The sequence below is a fragment of the Geodermatophilus sp. SYSU D00525 genome, from assembly GCF_054050475.1.
This window is the reverse complement of the sequence record NZ_JBJGZK010000001.1, coordinates 22,314-44,247: the sequence shown is the minus strand read 5'-3', so window position 1 is coordinate 44,247 and position 21,934 is coordinate 22,314. Positions and strand designations below refer to the sequence as shown.

At 78.3% G+C, this 21,934-nt stretch carries 23 protein-coding genes; 9 read left to right on the top strand and 14 right to left on the bottom strand.

The features are described from left to right. The first annotated feature begins 21 nt into the window (after nt 1-21). Nucleotides 22-693: a response regulator gene (locus tag ACI796_RS00220; protein ID WP_456939232.1), complete on the top strand. Its 672-nt coding sequence runs from the start codon at nt 22-24 to the stop codon at nt 691-693. Nucleotides 694-697: 4 nt separating this feature from the next. Here the strand turns inward: ACI796_RS00220 and ACI796_RS00215 are convergent, their stop codons facing one another. From ACI796_RS00215 to ACI796_RS00200, 4 genes are all read right to left on the bottom strand, one after another. Beyond that, complete coding sequence (locus ACI796_RS00215) at nt 698-2,407, bottom strand: GAF domain-containing protein (protein WP_456939231.1); 1,710 nt, start codon at nt 2,405-2,407, stop codon at nt 698-700. Nucleotides 2,408-2,511: 104 nt separating this feature from the next. After that, nucleotides 2,512-2,931 carry a pyridoxamine 5'-phosphate oxidase family protein gene (locus ACI796_RS00210; RefSeq protein ID WP_456939230.1) on the bottom strand — a complete coding sequence of 140 codons (420 nt, stop codon included), beginning with the start codon at nt 2,929-2,931 and terminating at the stop codon, nt 2,512-2,514. Between the two features lie 191 nt (nt 2,932-3,122). Further along, nucleotides 3,123-3,677, bottom strand: coding sequence for a flavodoxin domain-containing protein (locus ACI796_RS00205; protein ID WP_456939229.1), 555 nt, complete (start codon nt 3,675-3,677; stop codon nt 3,123-3,125). Further along, a complete protein-coding gene (locus tag ACI796_RS00200) occupies nt 3,674-4,354 on the bottom strand; it encodes a CBS domain-containing protein (RefSeq protein ID WP_456939228.1) in 681 nt (226 codons plus the stop codon). Before ACI796_RS00200 ends, ACI796_RS00205 begins: the two co-directional genes overlap by 4 nt. Before the next feature lie 195 nt (nt 4,355-4,549). Between ACI796_RS00200 and ACI796_RS00195 the strand changes: the two genes are divergently transcribed. Then, nucleotides 4,550-5,533 carry a universal stress protein gene (locus ACI796_RS00195; RefSeq protein ID WP_456939227.1) on the top strand — a complete coding sequence of 328 codons (984 nt, stop codon included), beginning with the start codon at nt 4,550-4,552 and terminating at the stop codon, nt 5,531-5,533. A gap of 23 nt (nt 5,534-5,556) precedes the next feature. On the opposite strand, the gene ACI796_RS00190 is transcribed toward ACI796_RS00195, so the two are convergent. Continuing rightward, nucleotides 5,557-6,618 (bottom strand): TerC family protein, encoded by a 1,062-nt coding sequence (locus ACI796_RS00190; RefSeq protein WP_456939226.1) that lies wholly within the window; start codon nt 6,616-6,618, stop codon nt 5,557-5,559. A 277-nt stretch (nt 6,619-6,895) separates the two neighbouring features. Between ACI796_RS00190 and ACI796_RS00185 the strand changes: the two genes are divergently transcribed. The 3 genes from ACI796_RS00185 to ACI796_RS00175 all read left to right on the top strand — a co-directional run bounded on the left by ACI796_RS00185 (nt 6,896) and on the right by ACI796_RS00175 (nt 9,192). Continuing rightward, nucleotides 6,896-7,795 (top strand): universal stress protein, encoded by a 900-nt coding sequence (locus ACI796_RS00185; RefSeq protein ID WP_456939225.1) that lies wholly within the window; start codon nt 6,896-6,898, stop codon nt 7,793-7,795. 7 nt (nt 7,796-7,802) lie between these two features. Further along, nucleotides 7,803-8,801 carry a zinc-dependent alcohol dehydrogenase family protein gene (locus ACI796_RS00180; protein ID WP_456939224.1) on the top strand — a complete coding sequence of 333 codons (999 nt, stop codon included), beginning with the start codon at nt 7,803-7,805 and terminating at the stop codon, nt 8,799-8,801. 103 nt (nt 8,802-8,904) lie between these two features. Continuing rightward, complete coding sequence (locus ACI796_RS00175; RefSeq protein WP_456939223.1) at nt 8,905-9,192, top strand: hypothetical protein; 288 nt, start codon at nt 8,905-8,907, stop codon at nt 9,190-9,192. Between the two features lie 15 nt (nt 9,193-9,207). On the opposite strand, the gene ACI796_RS00170 is transcribed toward ACI796_RS00175, so the two are convergent. Genes ACI796_RS00170 through ACI796_RS00160 form a run of 3 tightly spaced genes read right to left on the bottom strand, consistent with a single transcriptional unit; the run spans nt 9,208 to nt 11,786 of the window. Continuing rightward, nucleotides 9,208-9,819, bottom strand: coding sequence for an Rv1733c family protein (locus tag ACI796_RS00170; protein ID WP_456939222.1), 612 nt, complete (start codon nt 9,817-9,819; stop codon nt 9,208-9,210). Nucleotides 9,820-9,822: 3 nt separating this feature from the next. Beyond that, on the bottom strand, nt 9,823-10,701 hold the full coding sequence (locus ACI796_RS00165) for a universal stress protein (protein WP_456939221.1): 879 nt from the start codon (nt 10,699-10,701) through the stop codon (nt 9,823-9,825). Further along, complete coding sequence (locus ACI796_RS00160) at nt 10,698-11,786, bottom strand: Acg family FMN-binding oxidoreductase (protein ID WP_456939220.1); 1,089 nt, start codon at nt 11,784-11,786, stop codon at nt 10,698-10,700. Before ACI796_RS00160 ends, ACI796_RS00165 begins: the two co-directional genes overlap by 4 nt. Before the next feature lie 212 nt (nt 11,787-11,998). On the opposite strand from ACI796_RS00160, the gene ACI796_RS00155 reads away from it, so the two are divergent. Both ACI796_RS00155 and ACI796_RS00150 read left to right on the top strand, forming a co-directional pair. Continuing rightward, entirely contained in the window at nt 11,999-13,582 is a 1,584-nt protein-coding gene (locus ACI796_RS00155) for a DUF4389 domain-containing protein (RefSeq protein WP_456939219.1), read from the top strand. Between the two features lie 81 nt (nt 13,583-13,663). Next, nucleotides 13,664-14,116, top strand: a complete 453-nt coding sequence (locus ACI796_RS00150; protein ID WP_456939218.1) for a thioredoxin family protein — start codon at nt 13,664-13,666, stop codon at nt 14,114-14,116. Between the two features lie 180 nt (nt 14,117-14,296). Here ACI796_RS00150 and ACI796_RS00145 read toward each other — a convergent pair whose 3' ends face one another. The 6 genes from ACI796_RS00145 to ACI796_RS00120 form a co-directional block, all read right to left on the bottom strand. Then, nucleotides 14,297-14,971, bottom strand: a complete 675-nt coding sequence (locus ACI796_RS00145; protein WP_456939217.1) for a hypothetical protein — start codon at nt 14,969-14,971, stop codon at nt 14,297-14,299. Nucleotides 14,972-15,000: 29 nt separating this feature from the next. Continuing rightward, nucleotides 15,001-15,534: a hypothetical protein gene (locus ACI796_RS00140; protein WP_456939216.1), complete on the bottom strand. Its 534-nt coding sequence runs from the start codon at nt 15,532-15,534 to the stop codon at nt 15,001-15,003. A 119-nt stretch (nt 15,535-15,653) separates the two neighbouring features. Further along, nucleotides 15,654-15,902, bottom strand: a complete 249-nt coding sequence (locus tag ACI796_RS00135) for a PLD nuclease N-terminal domain-containing protein (RefSeq protein WP_456935372.1) — start codon at nt 15,900-15,902, stop codon at nt 15,654-15,656. A gap of 171 nt (nt 15,903-16,073) precedes the next feature. After that, entirely contained in the window at nt 16,074-16,376 is a 303-nt protein-coding gene (locus ACI796_RS00130) for a zf-HC2 domain-containing protein (RefSeq protein ID WP_456939215.1), read from the bottom strand. Continuing rightward, entirely contained in the window at nt 16,369-17,085 is a 717-nt protein-coding gene (locus ACI796_RS00125; protein ID WP_456939214.1) for an RNA polymerase sigma factor, read from the bottom strand. Before ACI796_RS00125 ends, ACI796_RS00130 begins: the two co-directional genes overlap by 8 nt. Nucleotides 17,086-17,188: 103 nt before the next feature. Beyond that, nucleotides 17,189-19,018 carry a glycoside hydrolase family 15 protein gene (locus ACI796_RS00120; RefSeq protein WP_456939213.1) on the bottom strand — a complete coding sequence of 610 codons (1,830 nt, stop codon included), beginning with the start codon at nt 19,016-19,018 and terminating at the stop codon, nt 17,189-17,191. A gap of 115 nt (nt 19,019-19,133) precedes the next feature. On the opposite strand from ACI796_RS00120, the gene ACI796_RS00115 reads away from it, so the two are divergent. Continuing rightward, nucleotides 19,134-20,537 (top strand): dihydrolipoyl dehydrogenase family protein, encoded by a 1,404-nt coding sequence (locus tag ACI796_RS00115; RefSeq protein ID WP_456939212.1) that lies wholly within the window; start codon nt 19,134-19,136, stop codon nt 20,535-20,537. A 12-nt stretch (nt 20,538-20,549) separates the two neighbouring features. Continuing rightward, complete coding sequence (locus ACI796_RS00110; RefSeq protein WP_456939211.1) at nt 20,550-21,818, top strand: cation:proton antiporter; 1,269 nt, start codon at nt 20,550-20,552, stop codon at nt 21,816-21,818. Nucleotides 21,819-21,934 lie beyond the last annotated feature (116 nt).

Sequence of the window (21,934 nt, the reverse complement as noted above, 5' to 3'; positions counted from 1 at the left end):
ACGGCGGGACGGGAGGCCACGGTGGACACGGACGCGCAGCGGCAGCCGATCGGGGTCTTCCTCCTCGACGACCACGAGGTGGTGCGCCGCGGCGTCGCCGACGTCCTGGAGAGCGACCCCGGCATCCGCGTCGTCGGGGAGGCGAAGAACGCCTCCGAGGCCCTGGCCCGCGTGCCCGCGCTCCGGCCCGACGTCGCCGTGCTCGACGTCCGGCTGCCCGACGGCGACGGCGTCTCCGTCTGCCGCGAGCTCCGCAGCCGGATGCCGGAGCTGCGGGTGATCATGCTGACCAGCTACAGCGACGACGAGGCGCTGTTCGAGGCGATCATGGCCGGCGCGTCGGGCTACCTGCTCAAGCAGATCCTCGGCGCGGACCTGGTCAGCGCGGTGCGCACGGTCGCCGCCGGCGGCTCGCTGCTCGACCCCGCGGCCACCACCGCGGTGCTCGAGCGGATGCGGCGGGCCGCGGAGCCGGCTGGGCCGCTGGCCCGGCTCAGCGAGCAGGAGCGCACGGTGCTCGAGCTCATCGGCGAGGGGCTCACCAACCGGCAGATCGGCGAGCGGATGTTCCTGGCCGAGAAGACGGTCAAGAACTACGTGTCCCACCTGCTGGCCAAGCTGGGGCTGGAGCGGCGCACCCAGGCCGCGGTCCTGGCGACCGAGCTGCGCGGCGCGCCCCCCCGCCCGGGCTGACCGGTCAGGACAGCGGCGCCCACCACCGCAGCCGGGTCCCGCCGTCCGGGACCGCCGCGACCTCGAGGCCGCCGCCGCGGCCGGTGGCCCGCTGCTCCAGGTTGCGCAGCCCGCTGCGCGCGGCCCGGGTGTCGATGCCCCGACCGTCGTCGACCACCTCGAGCACGAGCTCGTCGCCGACGTCGAGGGTGACGGTCACGTGCCGGGCGCCGGAGTGGCGGGCCGCGTTGCTCACCGCCTCCCGGACGACGGCGACCACGTCGGTGGCCAGGTCGCCGGTGACGAGGGTGTCGACCGCCCCGGAGGTGCGCACGGTGGACTCCAGGTCGCCCGCGGTGCCGGCCACCGTGTCCAGCACCTGACGGCGCAGCCCGCCGTCGGGCTGGTCGACGGTGTGCAGGTCGAAGATGCTCGTGCGGATGTCGCGGACGGTGTCGTCGAGCTGGCGGACGACGTCGCGGATCCGGCGCTGCACCTGCGGGTCGGCGACCCGCGGGAGGACCGACTGCAGGCTCAGCCCCGCGGCGAAGACCCGCTGGATGACGTGGTCGTGCAGGTCGCGGGCGATGCGGTCGCGGTCCTCGTAGACGTCGAGCTGGCGGGCGAGGCGCTGCCGGGCGGCGAGGTCCAGGGCGACCGCGGCCTGGTCGGCGAACGAGCCGACCAGCGGGGGCAGCGCGTCGTCGAACGCCGGCGACCCCGCCCGGCGGGCCGCGACCACGACCGCGGACTCCGCCTCGGTGCCGCGCAGCGGGACGCCCAGGCAGGGACCCCAGTCGACGTGCGCGTTGGGCCCGTCGTAGGCCAGGCCGGTCATGTCGAGGGTGACGACCTCGCCGGCGTCGTCGCCCATGGCCTGCAGGACCGGGCTGTCGGCGACGTCCACCCAGGTCCCGGTGAGGTCCCGCAACCCGTCACCGACCTGGACCCGGACCTCGTAGCGGCCGGCGGCGTCGGGACCCGCCATGATCCACGCCGCCGCGGCGCCGGTGAGGTCGCGGACCCGCTCGGCGACGAGGGCGAGCGCCCGCTCGCCGGAGCCGGTGTCGAGCAGGCTGGCCCGGACGTCGGAGAGCGCGGTCGCCCACCGGCGGCGCTCCTCGGCCTCCTCGTAGAGCCGGGCGTTGTCGACGGCGACGCCCGCGGCACCGGCGAGGGCGGTCAGCACCGCCTCGTCCTCGGGGGTGAACTCCCCGTACCGCTTCTCGGTCATGTAGAGGTTCCCGAACACCGTGCCGCGCACGAGCACCGGCACCCCGAGGAAGCTGTGCATCTCCGGGTGCCCCGGGGGGAAGCCGACCGACGCCGGGTGCTTGCTCAGGTCGGCGATCCGCAGCGGGTACGGCTCGGTGATCAGCTGTCCGAGCACGCCCTTGCCCTCGGGCAGCGAGCCGAGCGCGGCGGCGGTCCGCTCGTCGACGCCGACGTGGATGAACGCCGCCAGCCCGCCCTCCGGCGCCAGCACGCCGAGCGCCCCGTACCGGGCCTCGACCAGGTCGCAGGCGCTCTCCACGATGCGCCGCAGGGTGGTCTCCAGGTCCAGACCGGAGGAGACCGACAGGAACGCGTCGAGCAGGTGCTGGATGCGTTCCTGGCTGCGGGCGACGGCGGTCAGGCGGTCCTGCACCTCGTCGACCAGCTCGGTGAGCCGCATCCCGGCCAGGGCCGACCCGCCCGCGGGCCCGGGCCCGCGCGGCGACGCCGGACCGGTCATGTCGGCACCCCTCACCGAGGCCTGATCTCGCCGGGTCAGCCTGGCACGGGACCCCGGCCGGTGGTAGGCGCCCGGCGCTCCCTCCCCGTTCCGTGCCGACGGGGTCACGCGGCCCCGTCCGGAGGCGCTGCCCGCCAGCCGCGGAGGACCCCGATGGTCAGGAGCACGAACCGGTGGCCGTCCCCGACCAGCAGTGGCCGGGGCCAGTCCCGTGCGGCGAGGGCGGCGGCGGTGGCGGCGTCGGTGACGGTCCGCGCCGGGCCGACGACGGTCACGGACCACTCGGCGTCGCCGTCGCAGCCGTCCACGCCGAGCACGACGACGGCGCCGCGGGCCGGGGGCAGGTGGTCGCTGTCCGGGGACGCGGGGATGACAACGCGATCCCCGTCCAGCGCGTAGCGGACCGGTGCGATCGCCGGCAGGGCGTCCCGGGTGAAGGCGAGGTGCCCGTGCGTGGCCCTGCCGAGCAGGGAGCGGCACTCCCCGTCGTCCAGGGAGGTGCGGATGGTCCCCCTACCGGTCACGTGCGTTCCCCGTTCAGCGTGCCCCGGGGGCGGCGCGGCCCCCACGTGCGCCCGGACGGGCGCCGACTCCCCAGGCTGCCCTGCCGCAGGCCGGACCGCAGCGGGGCGACGGTCCCGGGCGGAGGGGCCGGGAGTCCCGGGTCCGCGGACCGGACGGCCGCCCCGGCGGCACGGTGGCGCGGCTGCGGCGGTCAGGCACCGGGCAGTCCCTGCGGCGCCACGGCCGGCCGGCCCACGGCCACGGCGCCGGCGATCTCGCCCGCCCACGACCGGACGGCCTCCCAGTCCCGGAAGTCGCCGACCGGGGCGCGCATCGCGGTGACCATCGCCCGCTCGCCGAAGCCGAGCCGGGCCCGGTCCAGCCGGCCCGGCAGGACCCGATGGCCGCGCGGGGCCAGCAGCGCGGCCAGCGCGGCCGCGTCCTGCGGCTCGTCCGGCGGGTACGGCGGGTCGCCGATCGGCCCGCTGGAGAACAGCCACACCGGCCGCCGGCGCAGCACCCCCGCGCAGCGGACGGCCAGCTCCTGGGCCGGCGGCAGCCACCGGCCGGCGTAGACGGCGCTGCCCAGCACCACCCCGTCCCAGGCGGCGGGGTCGGGCCGTGACTCGGCCGGCAGCGCCGCCGCGTAGAGGCCGACCGAGCGCCCGGCCGGCGACTCTCCCAGGTCGCGGGCCAGGGCCTCGGCGATCTCGCGGGTGGACCCGTGGCGGCTGGCGTAGGCGACCAGGACCCGCGGCCGGCTCACGGCCGGCTCCCCGGCGCCGGGGCCGACAGGGGGCGGACCGGCTCGGCGTCCGCCGCCTCCCCGGCGGGCAGCACGCGGACGTCGGTGATCCCGCCGACGGTGCGGGCCAGCGCGGTCAGCGCCCGCTGCTCGACCTCCTCGGAGCCCTGCGGCCCGCCGCGCAGCCGCCGGATGGTCGCGGCGCCGTCGCGCACGTCCACGTCCCAGGCGTCGAGCTCGCCGGTGTAGCCCTCGACGAGGCGCAGCAGCTGCTGCCGGACGTCGTCGTCGGGGCGCGCCAGCAGGTGCAGCAGGTCGCGGCGGCTGACGATGCCGACCAGCCGGCCGCCGTCGGTCACCGGAACGCTGCGCAGGCCCGCGTCGACGAACAGCCGGGCGACGTCGGCGACGTCCGCGGTGGCGTCGACCGCCCGCACGTCCCGGGTCATGACGTCGTGCACGAGGGCCGGCGGGGGACCGGCGTCCGGCTCGTCGCGGCGCAGGTGCAGGCGGGGGTCCTCGGGGAGGCGGTGCCGGAGCAGGTCGGCCTCGGCGACGATGCCCACCAGCCGGTCCTCGTCGTCGAGCACCGGCAGGGCGGCGAAGCCCCGCTCGGCCATCACCTCCGCGGCGTAGTGCACCGCGGTGTGCGGGCCCACCGTCACCACCTCGCGCGTCATGACGTCCCTGGTCTGCACGGCCCCTCCTCGCGGTCGGTGCCCCGGACGCTAGGGAGGCCGGGCACCGCCCCCCAGGGTCGGCAGCCGCCGTGCGCAGGGACGGAGGTCCCGGGACCCGGGGTCCCTCGCCCCGCGCCGACCGGCACCCCGGTCGCGCAGTGTCGGGGCCGCCGCCCGGGACCGAGCCGGGCCCGGACGACGTGAGGACACCCGATGGACGCCATCCCGCAGCAGCAGCCCCGCGCCGGCGCGCCCGTCGTCGTCGCGCCGGTCGTCGTCGGAGTGGACGGCTCGGTCCCGGCCCGTGCCGCCCTGCGCGCGGCCCTCCGCGGCGCCGCGGAGCGCTCCGCCGGACTCGTCGTGGTCAGCAGCTTCGCGTCCGACCTGTACTGGTTCGGCCACGACGGGGTCCTGGTGCCCGCGGTCGACGACGTCCGGCGCGCGACCCGGGAGCTGACCGACGACCTGGTCGCGGAGGTCCGCGCCGATGTCCCGGAGGCGGCCGGGGTACCGGTGACCGTGGAGGTCACCGGGGAGGCGCCCGCGGGGGCGCTGGTGGGCCGCTCGGCCGACGCGCAGCTCGTCGTCGTCGGCAACCGCGGGCGGGGGGCGGTGCGCAGCGCGCTGCTCGGGTCGGTCGCCCTGCACACCGTCACCCACGCCCGGTGCCCGGTGCTCGTGGTGCACCCGAGGCCGGACGAGCCGGCCGCCCCGCCGCGGGTGGTGGTGGGCTTCGACGGCTCGGCGACGGCGCGCGCGGCCCTCGCCGCGGCGGTCGAGGAGGCCGCACGGACGGGCGCGGAGCTGCACGTGCTGGCCACCTACGTCTTCACCGACTACTGGGTGGACCTGTCCTCGGTCGTCGTGCCCTCGCGGGACGAGGTCCGCGGCGACCTGCGCCGGCGGGTCGACGAGGCCGTCGACGGCGTGCTCGGCGGCCGGCCCGCGGACGCGCCGGTCCCGCGGGTCGACGTCGACGTGGTCGAGGGCGCCGCCTCCGACGTGCTGGTCGACCGGGCGCGCGACGCCGCGCTGCTGGTCGTGGGCGGCCGCGGGCGCGGGGCGGTGCGCGGGCTGCTGGTCGGGTCGGTGGCGCTGCACTGCGCGATGCACGCGGCCTGCCCGGTCCTGGTCGTCCACCCCGCCGGCCGGCGCACCGAGGTCGCGGTGGACACGGCCGAGCCGGCCCGGGCCTGACCGGGTGCCCCCGGGGGCGGGGCTCACGGCCGCTCCCCGGGAGACGGGCCGGCCGCCGCCGCGGACGGCTCGTCGGCGCGGCGGCGGCCCCACAGCGGCTCCAGGGCCGCGAGCTCGTCGGCGGTGGCGGTCCGGAACGGCGGGGCCGAGGGGGTCTGCACCGCGCGCCGGCCCTCGCCGCGGGTGGCCCGCAGGCTGGCGGCGACCGAGACGCCGATGATCGTGGCGATGACCGCGAGGCTGACCGCGGTCGGCACGTAGAACAGGTCGACCTTCAGCAGCATCTTGACGCCCACCCAGATCAGCACGAGGGCCAGTCCGGTCTTCAGGTGGACGAAGCGGTGGATCAGGTCGGCGAGCAGGAAGTACATCGCCCGCAGGCCCAGGATCGCGAAGGCGTTGGCGGTGAAGACGAGGAACGGCTCGTCGGTCACGGCGAAGATCGCCGGGATCGAGTCGACGGCGAAGACGACGTCGGTGACCTCGACGAGGACGAGCACCGCCAGCAGCGGGGTGGCCAGCAGGACGCCGCCGCGGCGGATCAGGAGCCGCTGGCCGTGGTAGGCGTCGGTCATCGGCACGTAGCGGCGGAACAGGCGCAGCGTCCGGGACCGCTCCGGGTCGACGTGCTCGTCGCGCTGCCGGATCATCCGCCAGCCGGTCCACAGCAGGAACGCGGCGAACAGGTAGAGCACCCAGCCGAAGCTCGCGATGAGCACCGAGCCGCCGGCGATGAACAGCCCGCGGAAGACCAGGGCGCCCAGGACGCCGAGGAAGAGCACGCGGTGCTGGTACTCCCGGGGCACCGCGAAGAAGGTGAAGACGATGGCCCAGACGAACACGTTGTCCACGGCCAGGGACTTCTCGATCAGGTAGCCGGCGAAGTACTGCTGGCCGTGGTCGGCGCCGTACGCCCACCACACCCAGGCGCCGAAGGCGATCCCGAGCGTCACCCAGACCCCCGACCACACGGCGGCCTCGCGGACCCCGATCACGTGCGCCCGGCGGTGGGCGAACAGGTCCACCGCGAGCATCCCCACGATCACGCCGAGAACGGCCAGCCACACCCACGACGGGACGTCCACGCGTCCCCTCCCTCCGGTCGACGTCCATCAACCGGAGGTCTCTCCCGGCGCCGCTGACCGGTGCCCGTCCCGCCGGGCGCCGGAGCGCCGTCCTGACGACGGGACGTGTGGGGATACTCCCCTCCGCGAGAACAAGTGAAGCAGACTTCAGCTGTCGGCGCCACCGGGACCAAGGTCCGCCGTGGGGGGGACGTCCGGCGGCGGCCCGGGCCCCCGGCTCCGGCGGAGGGTGACCGGGGCGCCCGGCGACCGGCGGGGCGGGTGGGGAGGAGCACGCGTGACGGAGCGGACGACGGCGGAGGAGCCCGGCGGCCGGGTGGTCGTGGGCCTCGACGGGTCGCCGGCCGCCCGGGCGGCGGCGGTCTGGGCCCTGGCCGCTGCGGAGCGCGCCGGCACCGGCCTCGAGGTGGTCACCGTGCTCCCGGTCGGGGACGCGTGGGACGACGCCGAGCTGCTCGACCCCGCGCGCGTGGACCTCGTGCGCTCCGACGTCGCGGCGCACGTGCGCGACCTGCTCGACGAGCAGCACGCGGAGGTGCCGGTGACTACGACCGTGCTCCCCGGCCGCCCGGTCGAGGAGCTGGTCGCGCGCTCGGCCGACGCCGGGCTGCTCGTGGTCGGCAGCCGGGGCCGCGGGGCCGCCCGCAGCACGCTGCTCGGCTCGGTCGCCCTGGGCTGCGTGCCCCGCGCCCGGTGCCCCGTGGTCGTCGTCCACCCGGCCGCGCCCGGCCCCGGCCGGCCGCGGGTGGTCGTCGGGCTCGACGACACCGACGGGGCCCGCGAGGTGCTGTGGCGCGCGGCGGCCGAGGCCCACCGGATGGGTGCCGACCTCGACGTCGTGGTCGCCCGCCGCCCGCCCGAGCCCTGGGCGGCCGCCCTCGTCCCGGAGGGGCCGCCGACGGGCGGGGACGCCGGGGCGCATGCCGAGGCCCTCGTGCACGAGCAACTGGGCGCCCGGCCGGACGCCGTGCGGGTGGCCGTGCTGCCCGGCCCGGCCGCCGAGGTCCTGGTGCGCTCTGCGCAGGGCGCCGCGCTGCTCGTCGTGGGCAGTCGCAGCCGCAGCCGCCTGGGCGGGATGCTGCTCGGCTCCACCGCGCTGCACTGCGTGGTGGCCGCGCCCTGTCCCGTCCTCGTGCTGCACCCGCAGCGGGTGCCGGCCGCCGTCACGACGGTCTGAGGCGGGCGTGCGGGCCTGGGTGGTCGGGACGCCGGCGCCGGCCGACGCGGGGCCGCTGCGTCTCGTGGAGCGCGAGCCGCCCGTGCCCGGCCCGGGGCAGGTGCGGGTCGCGGTCAGCTGCTGCGGCGTGTGCCGCACCGACCTGCATCTGGCCGAGGGCGACCTGCCGCCGCGGCGGCCGGGCGTCGTCCCCGGGCACGAGGTGGTCGGCCGCGTCGACGCGCTCGGGCCCGGGGCGGCCCGCTTCGCGCCCGGCGACCGGGTCGGCGTCCCGTGGCTCGGCCGCACCGACGGCAGCTGCCGGTTCTGCCGCCGCGGCGACGAGAACCTGTGCACCGACCCGCGGTTCACCGGCTGGGACCTCGACGGCGGCTACGCCGAGGCCTGCCTGGTCGACGAGCGCTTCGCCCACCGGCTGCCCGCGGGCCTCGACGACGAGGCGGCCGCGCCGCTGCTGTGCGCCGGGATCATCGGCTGGCGCGCGCTGCGCTGCGCCGCGGTCCCGCCCGGCGGCCGGCTGGGGGTCTACGGCTTCGGCGGCAGCGCCCACCTCACCGCGCAGGTCGCGCTGGCGCAGGGGCTGCGGGTGCACGTGCTCACCCGCGGCGCCGCCAACCGGGCGCTGGCGCGGGAGCTGGGCGTGGACTCCGTCGGCGGCCCCGCCGACCCGCCCCCGGAGCCGCTGGACGGCGCGGTGCTGTTCGCGCCGGCCGGGGAGCTGGTGCCGGTGGCGCTGCGCGCCCTGGACCGCGGCGGCACGCTCGCCGTCGCCGGCATCTGGCTGTCCGACGTGCCGGCACTGTCCTACGCGGGCGAGCTGTTCCAGGAGCGCCGGCTGCGCAGCGTCACGGCCAACACCCGCCGCGACGCCGAGGAGTTCCTCGTCCTCGCCGCCCGGCTCGGCGTGCGCGCGACCACGACCGCCTACGCCCTCGACGACGCCCCGCGCGCGCTGGCCGACCTCGCGCACGGCCGCTTCGCCGGGGCCGCGGTGCTGCACGTGTGAGGTGCCGTAGGTCCCGGCCCCCGGGACCGTGGCCCCCTCCCCGGCCGGTCCCGTGGCGGCGAGCGTGGGGACGGACGGACCGCACCGCGCAGGAGGCCCCGAGATGACCGTGACCGGCACCCCCACCCCCGAGGACCGCCCGCGCCGGGAGATGTCCGAGGACGAGAAGCTCATCGCGCAGTGGGAGGCGCGCCACGACGTGGCCGCCCGCGGTTCGCACGCCGACCCCATGGCCGTCCAGCACTACCTGAGCCGGGCGCACGCCGACGAGCGCGGGCACGGGCAGCCGGTCCGCCCGGCGGCGCCCCCGGCCGCGGACGCGCCGGCGCCCCGTCCGGCCCGGCCGGAGCCCCGGCGGCCGTGGTGGCGGCGCCTGCTCGGCCGCCCGTGAGGGCCGGCGGGGCACTCAGCGCAGCCGGAACCGGTGCGCCCACAGCGGCTCGACCTCGGCCCACTCGCGGGCCCAGGCGCGGTCGCGCGCCCGGCCGGCCCAGGCGCAGACGCCGGCGTGCGTGACCGCCGCCGTCGCCAGCCCCAGCAGCAGGGTCAGCACGCCGCTGGTCACGCTGACCACGGCGACGTCGGTGCCCTCGATCGGCGGGGCGGAGCGCCCGCCGTCGGGGCCGGTCCACACCGGCACCGTCGCCCCGGCCGGGGTCCCCGGCACGACCGGCACCGTGTCCTCGTGGGTGGCGCCGTCCGGGGCCCGCCACCGCGCCGGCGCGGTCGCCCGCAGCGACGTCGGGGACCCGGGCAGCACCTCCGCGTCCGCGAGGAGCACCGCCGGGACCTGCCGCAGCTGGGCGGCCTGGCGCTCGGCCAGCGCGCCGGTGTCGGAGGCCACCACGCTCGCCACCGCCAGCGCCACCGGCACGACCGCGACGGCGAGCAGGACGCTCGCCAGCCAGGAGACCAGCTCCACCCGGTCCGTCGTGCGCGCACCCGGGCCGAGGCCGCGGCGCACCAGCGCGCGCAGGTAGCCCGGCGGCGCGGGGGCGGGGGCGGGGGCGGGGTTCACGGGTCACCTCGTCGGCGCGACGGCGGCCGGGCGCCGGGGGGCGTCGTCGGGGTGCGGCGGGGGAGGGGGCGGCACGACGAGCACGGGGCAGCGCGCGTGCCCCGCGACCGCCTCGACGAGGGCCGGTCCGGCCGCGGTGCGCGCCTGCCCGAGGACCAGCAGCCCGGCGTCCCGCGACAGGCCGACCAGTGCCGGGACGGGGTCGCCCTCGCGGACGTCGACCGTCACCGGCACCGCCGGCCAGCCCTCGTGCACCCGGGCGGCCTGCGTCTCGACGAGCCGGCGCTCGGCCTCGGCCACGGCGGCGGTGACCGCCGCCGACGAGCGCGGGTCCGCGGCGGCCCCGGGGCGGCGGTGCCAGGTGTGCACCACGCGCAACGGGCAGCCCCGCGTGCCGGCCTCCAGCGCCGCCGCGGCGAGCACCGCCGTCGTGCCCGGGGTCCCGTCCACGCCGGCCACCACGTCGGTCCCTCCCGTGGCTCCGGGGGGGACGGCGAGCACCGGGCACGCCGCGGACGCGAGCAGGTCCCGGGCGACCGGGCCGAGCCCCCCGGCCGCGGGACCCGTGCCGAGGACGAGCACCGCCGCCCCGGCGGACTCCTCGCGCAGCACCTCGGCCGCGGGCCCGGTGTGCACGACGGTCCGCACCGCGGTGGCGGGGGTACGGGCGGTGAGGTCACGGCGCAGCACGTCCAGCCGCGCGAGTGCCCGGTGCCACGGCCCGTCGTGGGCGCGGCCGGGGTCGTGCGCGCCCTCCACCGCGGCCACCAGCAGCAGAGGGCGCAGCTCGCGGTGCGCCCGGTCGGCGGCGGCCGCCGCCACCGCCGGCGCGGAGCGGTCGGGGCCGATCCCGGCCACGACCGGGGCCAGCCGGGAGGTCACACCCACGTCGTCCCCCCGCGGCCGTCGGAGACCGGGCGGGGGCCCGGTCCGGCCCGGGTCCCCGAGGAGGCGCCGGGGAGCTGGCGCTGGGCGGGGACGGCGCTGTTCTCGACGACGGTGCCGCGCGGCCGGCGGGGCGTCGGCGAGGTGGCCGGCGCCCGGCCGATGCGCAGCACCGACTGCGGGTGCGCGTCCCAGGTGAGCGCCGAGCGCAGCTGCGTGCGGGTGACCGGGACCTCCACGGCCTGGGTGAGCGGCCCGGCCACCCAGCCGCGGGCGGTGAGCTCCAGCAGCACCCGCTCGAGGGCCTCGCCGCAGCGCAGCCACGCCAGCAGGTCGTCGCGGTGCGTCGCGAGCACCACGAGGGTCTGGTCGGTGCCCGAGGCGGTGCCGGCGGGGAGCAGCCCGCCGCCGCTGGTGTCGAAGTCGCGGACGGGCAGCTCGTCCTGCTGCAGCCCGTCCACGTGCGGGACGACGCTCACCGGCACGCCGTCGCCGGCCCCGGGGTCGCGGGTGGTCCAGCGCCGCAGCTCGGCCCGGTAGGCGGGGTCGGCGTTCTGGACCCGGTCGGCCTGCTGCGTGAGCCGGGCGAGCAGGCGCAGGTGCTCCTCCCGGGTGACCGGGACGAGGACCGTCTCCTCCGCGGCGGCCGCGGCCACCAGGACCCGCAGCACGTCCTCGGGGACGCGGTCGGCGCCGTACCGCCGCCGGTTGGTGCGGCGCCGGCGCACGGCGGGTGCGAGGGCGGCCAGGGCCGGGTCGGGGATCCCGTCGACCGGGCGGAGGACGGCCATCAGCTCCGGGTGGGCGGGGTCGGGCAGCCGGTCGACCCGGACGGCGCGACCCGCGGCGGCCAGCGCGACGCGGGCGTTGAACAGCGCCGCACCCACGCTCTGCGCCAGGGCCCGGCCGACGGGGTCCAGCACCGCCAGCTGCCGGCTGCGGTCGGCGGACAGCTCCAGCCGGTCGGGGTGCAGCGCGATCCGCCAGGGCTGGGTGTTGTGCACGGACGGGGCCCGCACCGCGGCGTCCGCGGCCGCCTCCAGTGGTGCGAGCGGCGGGATCCGGGTGGCGCGGCGGGCCATGGTGTGACTCCTCGGGACGGACTTCCCCCGAGCGTGGTCCGCGCGGGCGCCACCGTCCCGGGCCCGCGGTCCCGGGGACCCAGCGACCAACGTCCCCGGGAGGACCCGCCTTCGCCCGTGTCGCCGCGGCGGTGCGGGCGGAGAGGCTCCGGACGGCCGCCTGCGCCGGGGAGACGACCCCGGGTCGCCGCGGTGGCCGGAGGAGGTGCATCGTGAGCGAGTACGTGTCCCCGGGGGCGGCGCGGCCGCCGGCCTACCCGGTGCGGGTGGACGGGGCCCTGGACGCGCGGCTGTCCCGCTGGCTCTGGCTGGTCAAGTGGCTGCTGCTGGTGCCCCACCTCGTGGTGCTGGTGTTCCTCTGGACCGCGGTGGCCGTCGTCACCGTCGTCGCGTTCTTCGCGATCCTGGTGACCGCGCACTACCCGCGGCCGCTGTTCGACTTCACCGTCGGCGTGCTGCGCTGGACCTGGCGGGTCCAGCACTACGGCTACTCCGCGCTGGGCACCGACCGGTACCCGCCGTTCACCCTGGCCGACGAGCCGGGCTACCCGGCCCGCCTGGACGTCGCGTACCCGGAGCGGCTCTCCCGCGGCCTGGTGCTGGTCAAGTGGCTGCTGGCGCTGCCGCACTACCTGGTGCTGGCGGTCTTCGTCGGCGGCGGCCTCTGGTTCGGCACGGGCGACTGGGACGGCGACGGCGTCTGGAGCGAGGGCTGGGCGGCCGGCGGTCTGGTCGCGCTGCTGGTCCTCGTGGCCGGCGTCGTCCTCCTGTTCACCGGCCGTTATCCCCAACCGCTGTACGACTTCGTCCTCGGCATGGACCGGTGGGCCCAGCGGGTCGCGGGCTACGTGCTGCTGCTGACCGACGCCTATCCGCCCTTCCGGTTCGACATGGGCGGTCCGGACCCGGCCGCGCTGCCGGCGCCCGCCCCGGTGGCGCCGCCCGTCCCCGCCGGGCAGCCGGCTCCCGCGGGCGCGACCGCGGCTCCCGTTCCCGCCGCGGCGGCCAGCCGGTGGACCGCCGGGCCGGTCACGGCCGTGGTCGCCGGCGCGGTGCTCGTCGCCGGCGCGACCGGCCTGCTCGCCGCGGGCGGCAGCCTGCTGTGGGCGGACACCACGCAGCGCGACGGCGGCTTCGTGACCTCGGAGCCGGCCGCGGTCGACACCGCCGGCCACGCCGCCGTCAGCCAGGGACTCCTGCTGCAGGGCGAGGGGACCGACTGGGTCGTCGACGAGCTGCTGGGCACCGCGCGGGTCGAGGCCACCGCGACCGGGCCCGACGACGAGCTGTTCGTGGGGCTGGCCCGCACCGCCGACGTCGACCGGTACCTCGACGGTGTCGGCCGCGCGGAGGTCGAGCCGGCCGAGCCGGGCTGGTGGTCCGGGGACGAGTGGGCGTGGGCCGTGGACGAGGAGGCGGGCGGGCCGCCGCCGGTCGCGCCGGAGGAGGCCGGCATCTGGACCGCCTCGGCCACCGGAACGGGGTCGGTGACGCTGGACTGGCGGCCGGACGAGGGCGACTGGACCGTCGTGCTCATGCGGACCGACGGCGGCGCCGGCATCGAGGCCGACGTCCGGGTCGGCGCGACGCTGCCCGGGCTGACGTGGGTGTCCGTGTCGCTGCTGGGCGTCGGGGCGCTGCTGCTGGCCGGCGGCGTGCTGCTCGTCGCGCTCGGGGCGCACCGGGCCCGGCCGCTGCCGCCGTCCGGCCAGGTCCCGGCCGCGGGACCCCCGGTCCTGCCCCACCCGCGCGGCGCCGAGCCGGAGCCGTCGCCGTCCCCCAACCCGCAGCCCTGACCGCGCGCGGTGCCCCGCCGGTGGGCGGGGCACCGCGGCGCCGGGCTCGACGGTCCACCCACGGGGCGGGAGGAGGACGGCATGGGAGCGGACGGCGGAGGAGCGGACGTCGTCGCGTGCCCGCGCTGCGGACGGCGCAACCGGGTGCCCGCGACCGCCCGCGGACGGCCCCGCTGCGCCGCGTGCGGCGCCGACCTGCCCTGGCTGGTGGCCGCCGACGACACCGACTTCTCCGCCGTCGTCGAGGACGGTCCGCTGCCGGTGCTCGTCGACGTGTGGGCGGCCTGGTGCGCCCCGTGCCGCGCGGTCGCCCCCGTCGTGGAGGAGATCGCCCGGGAGCGGGCCGGCCGGCTGAAGGTGGTGCAGGTGGACGCCGACGCCGCGCCGCGGGTGAGCGGCCGGCTCGGGGTGCGCGGCATCCCCACGCTGCTGCTGTTCGCGGGCGGCCGGGAGCAGGCCCGCGTCACCGGGGCGCTCCCGGCACCGGCGCTGCGCCGCTGGCTCGACGACGCCCTGGCCGCCGCCGGTCGCTGAGCCGCCCGCCGGTCGCGGCGGGCGGCTCAGCGCGCCGCGGGGGTGTGCGCCGCGGCCGCGGGCGCGGTGGCGAGGACGTGCTCCCACACGGCCCTCACGACCACACGGCCCTCACGACCACACGGCCCTCACGACCACACGGCCCTCACGACCACACGGCCCTCACGACCACACGGGCCCTCACGACGGCTCCCCCGGGAGAGCCGGGTGCCCCTGCCGGCGGCCCGGCCGGACAGCGATCCGCGCGCGCCCGCCGGCGGTCGGGGAGGGGACCGCGGTGCAGCCGAGGGCCACGGCGGTGCGGGCCACGCGCTGCAGCGCCTCTCCCGTCCGCAGCCACGCGGCCGCGTCGTCGGTGCGCCAGTCGAGGACGAGGACCGGCGGCCGCCTCCCGACCGACACGACTGGCGCCCCCTCCGCGGCGGCCGCGGCCGCGAGGCGCGCGACCACGCGGGCGGGGACGTCGTCCCCGCCGGGCTCCCCGGCCGGCGCGACCGGCGGGAGGGCGGCGAGGTCGGGGTCCGGCAGGCCGGGCACGGGGTGCAGGACGGCCACCGGGCCGCCGGGCCCCGAGGGCAGGCGGTCGGCGGTGACGGCCCAGCCCGCGGCCGCCAGCGCCGCGCGGAGGTCGAGGACCAGGCCGCCGGCGGCGAGCAGGGAGGCCGGCGCGGCAGTCCCGCACGGCCCGTCGACCTCGAGCCGGTCGGGGTGCAGGACCACGCCGGCGGACCGTCCCGGCAGGCCCGCCCGGCTGCGGACGACGGCGGTCGCCACGTCCTCGAGCACGGCCATCAGCGGGGTCAGCCGCGGTCCGGTGTCCTCCGGCGGCCTCACCCGCGCGGTCGTGGGCCTCACGGTGTCCACCTCGCGGCCGCGTCCCCCGGCTACCGGCCGGCCGCGGCGGAGGTCATCCGGGCGCCGAGGTCGCGGCCCCACGCCCGGGCCCGGTCCTCCTCGCCCTCGACGAGCGGCCCCTTCGTGCCGACGACGGAGAAGTGCTCGGCCGGCGCGACGACCCGGGCGCCGAGCCGGCCGAGGAGCTTCTCCTCGGTGCGGGACGCGTGGTCCATCTTCGCGATCACCGGGTGGCCGCTGCCGCGGGTGTCGAACGCGGCGGCGGACACCCCGCCGGGCGCGCGTACGGACTCCAGCCACTCGTGCAGGCCGGTGCCGGGATCGGGCACCGCGGCGCCGTACTGGTCCGCCGCGCTGCGCCGGGTGGAGGGCCGCGGCATGCCGAAGGCGTGGTTGGGGCCGCCGACGACGAGCAGGGTGACGTCGGCGCCGATCTCGGCCGGCGCGTCGGCCGCGGCGACGACGTCGGCCGGCATCGACTCCGACAGGCCGGCGGCGACCGCGCGGGCGATCGCGGCGGCGTCGCCGAACAGGGACTCGTAGACCACCAGTGCACGGCTCACGGGGACGTCCTCCCTCGGGTTCCGGTCGCTTCTGCCGATGCTGCGCGGCGCCGCCGTCCGGCGGTCACGGGCGGAGGGCCCCGGCGGGCGGGCCGGAGGTCGCTGCCGAGGAGGGCCGCTCAGCGGCGGCGGCCCCACAGGAACCAGGCGGCGGGACCCACCCAGTTGACGGCGATGACCGCCGCCCACACGGCCCGGCGGCCGTTGACCTGGTCGGGACGGCGGCGCGCCAGGTCGGTCCACGCGGCGACCGCCAGGGACACCTGCACCGCGCCGAGGGCCAGGAGCACGCCGCGCTCCCGCGGTGTCAGCTCCGCCCAGCGGCGTGCCCGGTCCCGGCTCGCGGACGTCGTGCTCGCGGACGTCATGGCGGCCTCCTCGGCACCGGTGCGGGTCCCGTCCCGTCGAGCCTCCGGGGCGGACCGGCCGGGCGCGAGGGGCGGTGCGTCCCTGCCGGGCGGGACGTTCGGCACTCCGGGCGCCGGTCGCCGCCGCGCCAGACCGGACGCCCCGACGGGGTGGTGGAGGTGATCGGCCGCTCAGGAGGCCGGGGCGCCCTCCCCGGCGTCCCCGTGCAGGGCGCCGAAGACGTCGAGCAGCCGCTCGCGGGCCGCGTCGGGCAGCGTCGGCACCGGCAGCGCCCGCAGCGCGGCGGCCGTGCCGCGGACCTGCTCGAGGTAGACGACGCACGGGTCGCACAGCTCCAGGTGCGCGTGGACCGCGCGGTCGACCGGCTCGGGCAGCGCGCCCTCGAGGTGCTCGGTGACCAGCTCGACGAACTCCTGGCAGGCGACCTCCAGGACGTCGTCGACGGAGGGGCGGGGCGCCGGCAGCTCAGCCACGGTCCTCTCCTTCCCCCGGGGCACCGCGGTACACGTCCTCGAGCCGGGCGCGCAGCCGCGCGCGGCCCCGGTGCAGCAGGATCCGCTGGTTGCCGGCGCTGATCCCCAGCCGCTCGCAGACCTCTTCCGACGTCAGGCCGTGGACGTCGCGCAGCTCGACCACGGTGCGCTGCCGCTCGGGCAGCTCGGCCAGCGCCGTGCGCAGCTCCCGGCGGACCTCGCCGGCCTCCACGGCCTCCTCCGGCGGGGGGTGCCAGGGGCGCGGCGCGCCGGCGTCGGTCCAGTGCCGGGGCCACCGGTCCGCGCTGCCGCGGAAGCGGGCCGGGTCGACGGTGGGGCCGGCGTCCGGGCCGTCCCCGTCGGGGAAGACGGAGGACCACGGCAGCACGCGGACCTCCCGGGCGCCCCGGGAGCGGGCCTGGTTCTCGAGGATCCGGAACACCCAGGTGCGCAGCGAGGACCGGCCCTCGAACCGGTCCAGCTGCCGGATCACGGCCAGCCACGTGTCCTGCACGACCTCCTCGGCGGAGGCGCGTGTCGACACGTGCAGCAGGGCCACGCGCAGCAGCGCGCCCGACCAGGCGTCCACCAGGTCCCCGAAGGCACCGCGGTCCCCGGCGCGCAGGCGCCCGAGCAGCTCGGCCTGGGCCTCGCTCCCGCCCTCCCGGACGGCGGCGGCGACCGCCGAGGAGCCCGACTCCTGTGGCATGGACCTGCTCCTCGCGCCGCGACGACCGGGGACGGGGAACCGCTGCGGCCATCCTGCGGAGCCGGGACCGGGGACGTCAGGGGAGGAGGTCCCGCCGGGACGCTCACCTCCGGGCCCGCTCGGCCTGGTCGATCGCCCACGCCGCGTTGACCAGGCCGATGTGGCTGAACGCCTGCGGCACGTTCCCGAGCAGCTCGCCGGTGGCCGGGTCGACCTCCTCGGCCAGCAGGCCCAGGTCGCTGACGAAGCCGGCCGCCCGCTCGAACACCGCACGGGCCCGCTCCACCTGCCCGGCCAGCGCGAGCGCCTCGGCCAGCCAGAAGGTGCACAGCAGGAAGGTGCCCTCCTCGCCGGCCAGCCCGTCGACCCCCTCCTGGGTGCGGTAGCGGTAGACCAGGCCCCGCTCGTCGGTGAGCCGTTCGGCGATCGCGTCGATCGTCGCCATCATCCGCGGGTCGTCGGCGGGCAGGAAACCGACGATCGGCAGCACCAGGTTCGAGGCGTCCAGCGCGGTGGACCCGAAGGACTGGGTGAAGGCGCCGGCCTCCTCGTTCCACCCCTGCTGCAGCACGGTGTCGCGGATCTCCTCGCACGTCTTCGCCCACTCGTCGACCCGGTCCTCGCAGCCGAGCCGGGGGGCCAGCTCGATGGCCCGGTGCAGCGCCACCCAGCACATGACCTTCGAGTACAGGAAGTGCCGCGGCTCGCCGCGGACCTCCCAGATGCCCTGGTCGGGGTCCCGCCAGCGGACCGCGGCGGTGTCGGCGCAGGAGGCGAGGAACCAGCGGGTCTCCTCGTCGAGGCCGGCCAGCTGGTCGCGCAGCCGCGCGGCCGCGCCGAGCAGTTCGCCGTAGACGTCGACCTGGCGCTGGTCCCACGCGCCGTTGCCGACCCGCACCGGGCGGCTGTCCCGCCACCCGCGCAGGTGGTCCAGCGTCCGCTCGCTGAGGTCGTGCTCCCCGGCGACGCCGAACATGATCTGCAGCGACACGTCCGGGCCGATGCCCCCGGCGCCGGCGGTGGTCATGAAGGCGAAGAAGTCCTCGGCCTCGTCGGGGCAGGCCGCCACCCACAGCGCCTCCATCGTGAAGCTGGCGTCGCGCACCCACGAGTAGCGGTAGTCCCAGTTCCGCTCGCCGCCCACGCCCTCGGGCAGCGACGTCGTCGCGGCGGCGACGACCGCGCCGCTGGGCTGGTACGACAGCCCCTGCAGCACCCGCCCGGAGAGGTGGACCAGGTCCGCCCAGGGGCCGTCGTAGGACTGGTGCAGGGCGCACCAGGACTCCCAGGCCTCCAGCGTGCGGTCGAGCAGCCCGGCCAGCTCCGGCTGGGACCACACGTGCGCGGGCACGGGGTCGCCGAGGGTGCTGCGCTGCAGCGCCAGGTGGACGACGTCGCCGGCGCGCAGCCGCAGCCGCGCCGTGGCCCGGGCCTCGTCGAGCTCCGCCGGCGCCGGCAGGGTCAGCACCAGCCAGTCCGCGCCGCCGCGGGCCGCGACCCCGCCGTCGAGGTGGGACAGCAGCGGCACGATGAGCCCGTACTCCGGCCGCGGCCGGTAGTCGACGAGCACCTCCACCTCACCGGCGGTGCAGGCCAGCCGGCGCACCAGCACGTGCGGGGCGTCGACGCCGATGCGGTGCCCGCCGTTGTCCGGCCCGAGCCCGAGCGCGTCGGTGAGCACGAGCTCGCCGTCCGCGGTGCGGAACGTCGTCTCCAGCGCCAGCGAGCGGCCGGCGTACCGGCGGGTGGCCGTGAACTCGCCGTCCGGGTGCACCGACCAGTGGCCGGCGTCGTCGTCGAGCAGGTGGGCGAACACCGCCGGGCCGTCGAAGCGCGGGAAGCACAGCCACTCCACGGTGCCGGCGCGGTCGACCAGCGCGCAGGAGTGCCGGTCGGAGAGGAAGGCGAGGTCGGCGATGGGGGTGGAGCTCATGGCGGTCTCCCGGGGTCGAGCGGTCGTGCCTGTGCAGTCGCGCCGCCGCCGGTGCCGTTACGCGTAACGCCCGGCCGGGGCGTGGGGACGGGGACGGCGAGAGCGAGGAGGTCCGATGTCCGAGTCCGGTGTGTCCGAGGTGCTCGAGGTGGACGTCGTCGTCGTCGGTGGTGGCCCGGCGGGGGAGGTGGCGGCGGGCCGCTGCGCCGACCGCGGCCTGGAGACCGCCCTGGTCGAGAGCGAGCTGGTCGGCGGCGAGTGCTCCTACTGGGGGTGCATCCCCAGCAAGACGCTGCTGCGCCCGGGGGACGTGCGGGCCGCGGCGGCGCGGGTGCCGGGCGCCGGCGCCGTGCTCGACGTCCCGGTCGACGCCGCCGCGGCGTTCACCCGCCGGGACCACATGACCGCGTCGTGGGACGACCGCGGCCAGCAGGAGTGGCTCGCCGACCACGGCATCCGCCTGCTGCGCGGGACCGGCCGGCTCGCCGGGCCACGGTGCGTGCAGGTGGCGGGCGGGCCGGTCGTGACCGCCCGACGGGCGGTCGTGCTCGCGACCGGGTCGGTGCCGGTGCTGCCCCCGGTGCCCGGGCTGGCCGACGTGCGGCCCTGGGACAACCGGTCGGCGACGTCGGCGAAGGAGGTGCCCCGGCGGCTGCTCGTCCTCGGCGGCGGCGCCGTCGGGCTGGAGATGGCGCAGGCGTTCCGGCGGCTGGGCGCGGCCGAGGTGACCGTCGTCGAGGGGATGGACCGCCTGCTGCCGCGGGAGGAGCCCTTCGCCGGGGAGCAGGTGCGGGACGCCCTCGAGCGGGAGGGGGTCGCCGTGCGGCTGGGCACCCTGCTGACCGGCATCCGCCGCGAGGGGTCCGACGGGCCGGTGCGGGCCGCCCTGCACACCGGCGACGAGGTGACCGCCGACGAGGTGCTGGTCGCCGTGGGCCGGCGGCCCCGCACCGGCGACGTCGGGCTGGAGACCGTGGGGCTGACGCCGGGACGGCCGCTTGCGGTGGACGACCGGCTGCGCGCCGTCGGCGTCGCGGGGGAGTGGCTGTACGCGGTCGGCGACTGCACCGGGCTGGCTCCGTTCACGCACATGGGCAAGTACCAGGCGCGGGTCGCCGCGGACGTGGTCACCGGCCGGGACGCCCGGGACCGCGCCAGCCGCGACGCCGTCCCCCGGGTCACCTTCACCGACCCGCAGGTGTGCGCGGTCGGGCTCACCGCGGCCCAGGCGCGGGAGCGCAGCCTCGCCGTCCGCGTGGTCGACGTGGGCACCGGCGAGGTGCCCGGGTCCTACGTCTCCGGCGAGGGGCTCGGCGGGACGACGCGGCTGGTCGTGGACGAGGCGGCCGGCGTCCTCGCCGGCGTGACCATCACCGGCAGCGGCGTGCAGGAGCTCCTGCACTCGGCGACGGTCGCGGTCGCCGCCCGGGTGCCGCTGGCCGACCTCGCGCACGCCGTCCCCTCCTTCCCGACCGTCGCCGAGGTGTGGCTGCACGCCCTCGAGGCGGCGGGGTGCTGACGGGGGACCGCCGTGCCCGAGGTCTCGTTCACGAACCTGCTGGTGGTCGCGGCGGTCGCCGCGGCGGTGCCGCTGGCGCTGGGCTGGGCGCCGCGGCTGCGCGTCCCGTCGGTGGTCCTGGAGATCGTCGCCGGGGTGGTGCTCGGTCCCTCGGTGCTGGGCTGGGTCGAGGTGGACCTGCCGGTTCAGGTGCTGGCCCTGGTCGGGCTGGCCTTCCTGCTGCTGCTCGCGGGCCTGGAGATCGACCTGCGCGGGCTGCGCGGGCGGTCCCTGGGGACGGCGGGGCTGGGCTACGCGGTCAGCCTCGGGCTGGCCGCGCTCGTGGGGCTGGGCGCCGACGCGCTGGGCTGGACCGCGAGCCCGCTGTTCCTCGCCGTCGCGCTGACCGCCACTGCGCTGGGGCTGGTGGTCCCGGTGCTCAAGGACGCCGGGCAGGTGGCCTCCCCGGTGGGGCAGACCACGATCGCCGGCGCGTCGGTGGCCGACTTCTCCGCCATCGTCCTGCTCACGCTGCTGTTCTCGGCCTCCGGCGGGGGCGCGGGGACGACGGCGGCCGTCCTCGCGGGCCTCGGCGTGCTGGTCGCGGTCCTGGCCGTCGTGCTGGGCCGGGTCGGGATGTCGATGCGCCTGGGGGACGTGCTCGTCCGGCTGCAGGACACGACGGCGGAGATCCGGGTGCGGCTGGTGGTCGTGCTGCTGTTCGCGTTCGTGGTCCTCGCCGAGCGGCTCGGTCTGGAGCTGCTGCTCGGCGCCTTCCTGGCCGGCGCCCTGGTCGGCGTGCTCGACCGTGACTCGGCCACGCACCCGCACTTCCGCCTCAAGCTCGAGGCGATCGGGTTCGGCTTCCTCATCCCGGTGTTCTTCGTGGCCAGCGGGGTGCGGCTGGACCTGCGGGGGCTGGTCGAAGAGCCGGGCGCGCTGCTGCGGGTCCCGGTGTTCCTCGCCGTCCTGCTCCTCGTGCGGGGCCTGCCGGCGGTGCTGCACGTCCCGGCGCTGGGCCGGCGGGGCGCGGCCGCGGTCGGCCTGCTGCAGGCGACCTCGCTGCCGTTCCTGGTGACCGCGGTGCAGATCGGGGAGGCCACCGGCCGGCTGGACCCGGTGACCGGGGCGGCGCTGGTCTGCGCCGGGCTGCTGTCGGTGCTGGTGTACCCGGCGGTGGCGCTCGGGCTGCTGGGCCGGGAGCCGCAGGTGCAGCCGCAACCCGGGCCGGCCGGTCCGCGGCCGGGCGGGACGCCGGCGCCGCGCCCGGCGGAGACCGTGCCGGAGCGGCCTCCGGCCTGACCCACGGCCGGGCGGGCGGCCCGATCCCGGGGAACCCGTGCCACGCCGACCGGCACGCCGACCGGCTCGTGCTCTGCCCACGGATGCTCTGCCCACGCGGATGCTCTGCCCACGGA

What these genes read in the sequence shown, in the direction of transcription:
- ACI796_RS00215 (WP_456939231.1), bottom strand. Translation starts at nt 2,407, where the DNA reads ATGACCGGTCCGGCGTCGCCGCGCGGGCCCGGGCCCGCGGGCGGGTCG.
- ACI796_RS00195 (WP_456939227.1), top strand. Translation starts at nt 4,550, where the DNA reads ATGGACGCCATCCCGCAGCAGCAGCCCCGCGCCGGCGCGCCCGTCGTC.
- ACI796_RS00175 (WP_456939223.1), top strand. Translation starts at nt 8,905, where the DNA reads ATGACCGTGACCGGCACCCCCACCCCCGAGGACCGCCCGCGCCGGGAG.
- ACI796_RS00160 (WP_456939220.1), bottom strand. Translation starts at nt 11,786, where the DNA reads ATGGCCCGCCGCGCCACCCGGATCCCGCCGCTCGCACCACTGGAGGCG.
- ACI796_RS00150 (WP_456939218.1), top strand. Translation starts at nt 13,664, where the DNA reads ATGGGAGCGGACGGCGGAGGAGCGGACGTCGTCGCGTGCCCGCGCTGC.
- ACI796_RS00135 (WP_456935372.1), bottom strand. Translation starts at nt 15,902, where the DNA reads ATGACGTCCGCGAGCACGACGTCCGCGAGCCGGGACCGGGCACGCCGC.
- ACI796_RS00125 (WP_456939214.1), bottom strand. Translation starts at nt 17,085, where the DNA reads ATGCCACAGGAGTCGGGCTCCTCGGCGGTCGCCGCCGCCGTCCGGGAG.
- ACI796_RS00120 (WP_456939213.1), bottom strand. Translation starts at nt 19,018, where the DNA reads ATGAGCTCCACCCCCATCGCCGACCTCGCCTTCCTCTCCGACCGGCAC.
- ACI796_RS00115 (WP_456939212.1), top strand. Translation starts at nt 19,134, where the DNA reads ATGTCCGAGTCCGGTGTGTCCGAGGTGCTCGAGGTGGACGTCGTCGTC.